Genomic DNA, 4,782 nt, shown 5'->3' with positions numbered 1-4,782 from the left:
ATCTAAAACCTACGCCAATAGCGGATTGCTCGTAAAGCCAAGGCTGTATTCTCAACTCTCGAGATTGGTTGTGTATGAATGGGTTACAGCATGTGTCACAGCCGCGTGCCCTCTGGGACACGACGTCTCAAGTTGGTGAGAAACGGTCGAGGCCAGGTTTCTTCACCCAATTCCTGTTACGGATGTCGCGCGGGGCTCCCCCTCTGGCATTGGCGCCCGGGGACATCCTCTCAGGACTGTCTGACACTTGTGAGGCTCCGCCGTGTCCCTTGCTCCCTTGCCAGTGCGCGTCTTCCATCATGAATCGGAATACGGCCGCTGGGAGCGACTTCGGGCTGTTGCTCCGGATTCTCGACTCGCGAGACGCTTGTGTCGCCGCATGTCACAAGGACAGCTTCGTCGCCGGGTTGGATGATTCATTCTCACTCACTGAGACATCGGGAGTGATGTGAGGCATCCAGGTCTACTTCACGCCCGTGGAGTGGGGGATGCCGCCCACGCTGCTGGCCCGGCTCCAACTGCCAGACCCCTGCGGCCTTCGCGGCGATTGAGCGCGGACGTTGGCGAGTCAAACAACGCCGGTGCATCCGCTTTCCCGAGCCGCTTGACTTCTCTAGGGTGCCGCGCCACCGATGCCAGCCGAAGTCACTGTTCAATCAACGTTGTTCGAATCCCTGGTCCGCATGGCGCAGCCCGACGCGAAGCTCCAGGCCGAGTTCCTGGCCGCGGGCTTCGACATGGACAAGCCCCGCGCCACCTATCCCGCGGCCGTGTTCGCGGGTTGTCAGGACGCGACGGTGCGCTACCGCTACCAGGGCATGGACCGTAAGTCGGCCTACCGGACCCTGGGGCGGGAGCTGGTGCGCAGCTACTTCGACACCCTGGTGGGCAAGGTGGTGGGCATTGCCCTCAAGGTGGCCGGGCCCGAGCGCGCCATGAAGCGCGTGTCGCTGAGCTTCAGCTCCGTCTTCTCCCCGGTGGACATCCAGGTGGAATCCCTGGGCCCGGCGGACTGGCGCGTCCGCTTCCGGGGCTACCCCTTCCCGGCGGAGGCCGCCGCGGGCACCTGTGAAGGTGCGCTGCGGCAGGCCGGCGCCACCGAGCCCCAGGCGAACGTGGAGCGCTACGAGCCGCCCGACGGCTTCGACCTGCGCATTCGCTGGAGCTGACCCGTCAGGGCGTGGACGGGCTCCCCAGCGCTACCGCGGACGCGACGGTGGGCTCCGTCACGTTGTCGGTGGACGTGCGGTCGATGAGCACGTTGAGCGGGTCGATGCCCACCTGGACGGGCTTCACGGGAACGGTGAAGGTGAGCTCCGATTCGCCCTTCGTCACCCGGCGCTTCTCTAGGAAGACGGCCTCGCCGCGCTCGTCGAGCGCGCCAACGTCCATCCAGTCGTTGAAGTCCACCTCCGTCTGTTCGCCCTTCTCATCGGCGCGGTACTTCTTCGACTTCACCTTGAGGGTGACGTCCCAGGTGCCCTTGTCGTTCTGCCGCACCTGCGCGGAGACGGCGCGGTTGTCGTAGAGGGTGATGGTCTCGAACAGGTCCTCGATGAGGTACTGGTACTCCGGCGGCGTCTCTTCCCGGAGGAAGCCCAGCAGCTCGGAGGAGCCGGTGTACGGCGGGCCCTGGAAGCGGACCTTCTCCACGTAGCGGCGCAGGGCGCGGTTCACCCGCTCCTCGCCGATGAAGTCCTGCAGCGCGTACATGACGAGGCTGCCCTTCTGGTAGTGGATGTACATCTGCTGCTGTTCCACCCGTGCCAGCGGCACCTCCTTCTTCGATTCGAACGCGCGGCCAGCGAGGTAGCGGTCCAGCTCGAACTTGAGGAAGCGCTTCATCTTCTTCGGCCCGAAGCGGTGCTTCATCACCATCAGCGCGGCGTACTGCGACATCGTCTCCGACGTCATCGTGGCGCCCTGCGCGCGCGCGCCCACCACCTGGTGCGCCCACCACTGGTGGGCAATCTCGTGCGCGGTGACGTAGTACGGGTAGTCCACGTCGTCGGCGCGTCCGTCCTCCACGCGGGCGATGAAGCCCAGCGCCTCCGAATACGGAATCGTATTGGGGAAGGCCTGGGCGAAGCTCTCGTAGCGGGGGAACTCCAGGATGCGGGCCTGCCGGTGCTGATACGGCCCGAAGTTCTCGCTGCAGTACTCCAGCGTGTCCTTCATGCCGCGCATCATCCGATCCAGCGCGAAGGTGTGCGTGGGGTGGTGGTAGATCTCCAACTTAACGTCTCGCCACGTATCGCGCATCACCTCGTAGCGCGCGGACAGGACGGAGAAGAAGTTGAGGATGGGTTTGTCCATCCGGTAGTGGAAGAAGCGGCGGTTGCCCTCGGTCCACTCCTTCTCCAGGTAGCCCGGGGCAATGGCAATCTGGTCCTTCGCCGTGCTCACCGTGGCCTCGAAGGCGATGAAGTCCGAGTCCTGGCGGATGTAGTTGTCCTGCTTCGCCTTCGGGTCGTCGCGGTCCGGCATGCGCTCGCGAGGCGGCAGGTCGTAGTCCTTGCGGTCCCGGTCGTCCTCCAGCTCGGCGCCCTTCTGGTAGCCCAGCACCGGCAGGTTCATGTTGTTGAAGAAGGTGCCGTTGCCCACGATGTCCGTGCGTGCCCCACCGTGCTTGAAGCCCTTCGTGCCGAACTCCAGGTCGAACACGATGGCGGAATCGGCGCCGGGCGCCAGCGGCGTGGGCAGCTCGTAGACGAAGATGCCGAGCTCGGCGTCATGCATCGCGGGCTTCGTCACGCCGGCCAGGGACAGGCCGCGCACCCGGGCGTCGTCCGGCAGGCTGAGCATCACCTTGGAGATGGGCACGGCTGTCTTGTTGCGGATGCGGTAGCTGCCCAGGGCCTCTAGGCGCAGTTCTTCCGGGTGGATGTGGAAGGTGACCTTCGCGGCGGTGATGCGCGGGTGGGGCAGGGCGGCGTAGGACGCGTATTCCTTTTCGTAGCGGGCCTGCTGCCGCTCCCGGTCCTTCCTCGTGATGTACGGGTTGAGGATGTGGGTGTTGTAGTAGATGAACGCGCCCGCCCCGACGAAGACGCAGAGCGACAGCGCCGCGGCCGCCGTCCACGCGCCCGTGCGCCGCGCTTTGGCCGCCGCCCAGCGCTGCTTCCAACGCGCCTCCCGGCCTCGGACGGTGAGCAGGTAGCCCACCGCCACGAGCAGCGCGGCCAGCCCGTACCAGTAGACACGGTGCCATACGAGCGCGGGGATGTTGCTGCCGAACCGGTTCAGGTCGGAGTAACGGAGCGTGGGCTCGGAGCCGTAGCGGACCAGCGCGTCTTCCACGCCCATCAGACCCAGCGCGGCCTGGAGGACGAAGTAGAGCACCATCACCAGGTACGCCAGGTACTTCTGATGGATGAGCACCTGCGCGAAGAAGGCCAGCACGCACAGCAGCGCGTCATGCGGGAAGTCCAGCAGGAAGAGCTGCTTGGCGTAGAGGTTCCACTCGATGTCGAAGTAGCCGCGAAGCACCTGGGACAGCAGCGCGGACACCAGCGCCACGGCCTTGAGCGAGAAGGCCACGAGCAGCAGCGCCCCCAGCTTCGCGCCATAGGTGACCCAGGACGGCACGCGCGTGACGTCCACGATGTCGGCCAGCCCCGCGTCGCGCTCCTTCCACACCAGCTCACCCGCATAGAAGGTGATGGTGATGAGCAGGAAGGGCTGGAACGTTCGCGTGGCCGTCTCCAGCACCTGCCACGTCACCGGCCAGGTGGCGGTGCCGAATATCTGCTTCGAGAGGGAGATTCCCATGGTGCCCAAGGCCAGCGCCGCCACGACGAAGGACCAGAACACCGGGGAGCGGAGGATGTCGCGGTAGGCCAGCCAGGAGGTGGCGAAGGCCGTGCGCAGCCAGCTGCCCGTCGTGGGCGCCGCTACGGCGGTGGGGATGGCGACCGGGGCGGGGGCCTCCTTCTCCTTGCGCGTGCCGCGTCCCCGCTGCTCCTCCACGGTGGTGCGGAAGCGCAGGACCGCCAGCCCCAGTATCGCGGCGCCCACCACGCTCCACAGCAACCGGTTGGCGAGCAGCAGCCCGGCGAAGGGGACGTGGTCCCGGTTGCGCTCGGCCGCCGTCCAGTAGCGGGTCGCGTTCTCGAAGGTGAGGAAGCCGAACGGGTCCAGCAGGGACGCCAGGTCCTGGTGCTGCACGTCGGACATGGCGGCGCTGAGCACCAGGTACCCCATCACCAGCACCACGACGCCCACGTACACGGGGGCCATGCGCCGCGTCAGGGCGGCCAGCGAGAAGAAGACGGCGCCGGCGAAGAAGAGCGTGGGCCAGACGCCGACGACGTAGGGCCAGAGGTAGGAAGTGAGCTGGAACGGAGCGAGCCGCTCGGCATCCACCAGCCACACGCCCGCGGCGCCCACCAGCAGCCCGGGGATGATGGCCAGCATCAGCACCGCGCTGAAGAGGTACGCGCCCAGGAATCGGCCGAGCAGGTACGGGCCCTTCTTCACGTTCTTCGTGAAGATGAGCATCCACGTGTTGTGGCCGAAGTCCTGGTAGGCGGCCTGGCCGAAGACGGCGGCCACCATGAAGAGGCCGACGTAGGCCATGCCAGTGGTGAAGTAGAAGATGGTGTGCGGGCTGTTGACGCGGACCAGCTCCGGGCCCGACGTCACCGAGAACCCCTTGAACACGGCGCCAATCGCTAGCGTTATCATCGCGGCGGCGGCGGCCAGCACCAGGGCGTAGACCCAGGTGGAGATCATCTTCATCCGGCGCCGCAGTTCGAAGGTCAGGAGGGCGGTGAGCATGGC

2 protein-coding genes are annotated in these 4,782 nt (G+C 66.2%); one reads left to right on the top strand and one right to left on the bottom strand.

Annotation, left to right across the window (positions count from 1 at the left end; genetic code table 11):
• Positions 1 to 632: 632 nt before the first annotated feature.
• Complete coding sequence (locus tag OZ403_RS21050; RefSeq protein WP_140798657.1) at positions 633 to 1,169, top strand: DUF2378 family protein; 537 nt, start codon at positions 633 to 635, stop codon at positions 1,167 to 1,169.
• A 4-nt stretch (positions 1,170 to 1,173) separates the two neighbouring features.
• Here OZ403_RS21050 and OZ403_RS21045 read toward each other — a convergent pair whose 3' ends face one another.
• The gene (locus OZ403_RS21045) at positions 1,174 to 4,779 is read right to left on the bottom strand and encodes an ABC transporter permease/M1 family aminopeptidase (protein ID WP_268781558.1); all 3,606 of its coding nucleotides are present in this window, start codon (positions 4,777 to 4,779) and stop codon (positions 1,174 to 1,176) included.
• Between the last annotated feature and the right edge of the window lie 3 nt (positions 4,780 to 4,782).

The organism is Myxococcus sp. NMCA1, assembly GCF_026810205.1.
GTDB lineage: Bacteria > Myxococcota > Myxococcia > Myxococcales > Myxococcaceae > Myxococcus > Myxococcus xanthus_A.
This window is presented reverse-complemented; position numbering and strand designations above follow the sequence as displayed.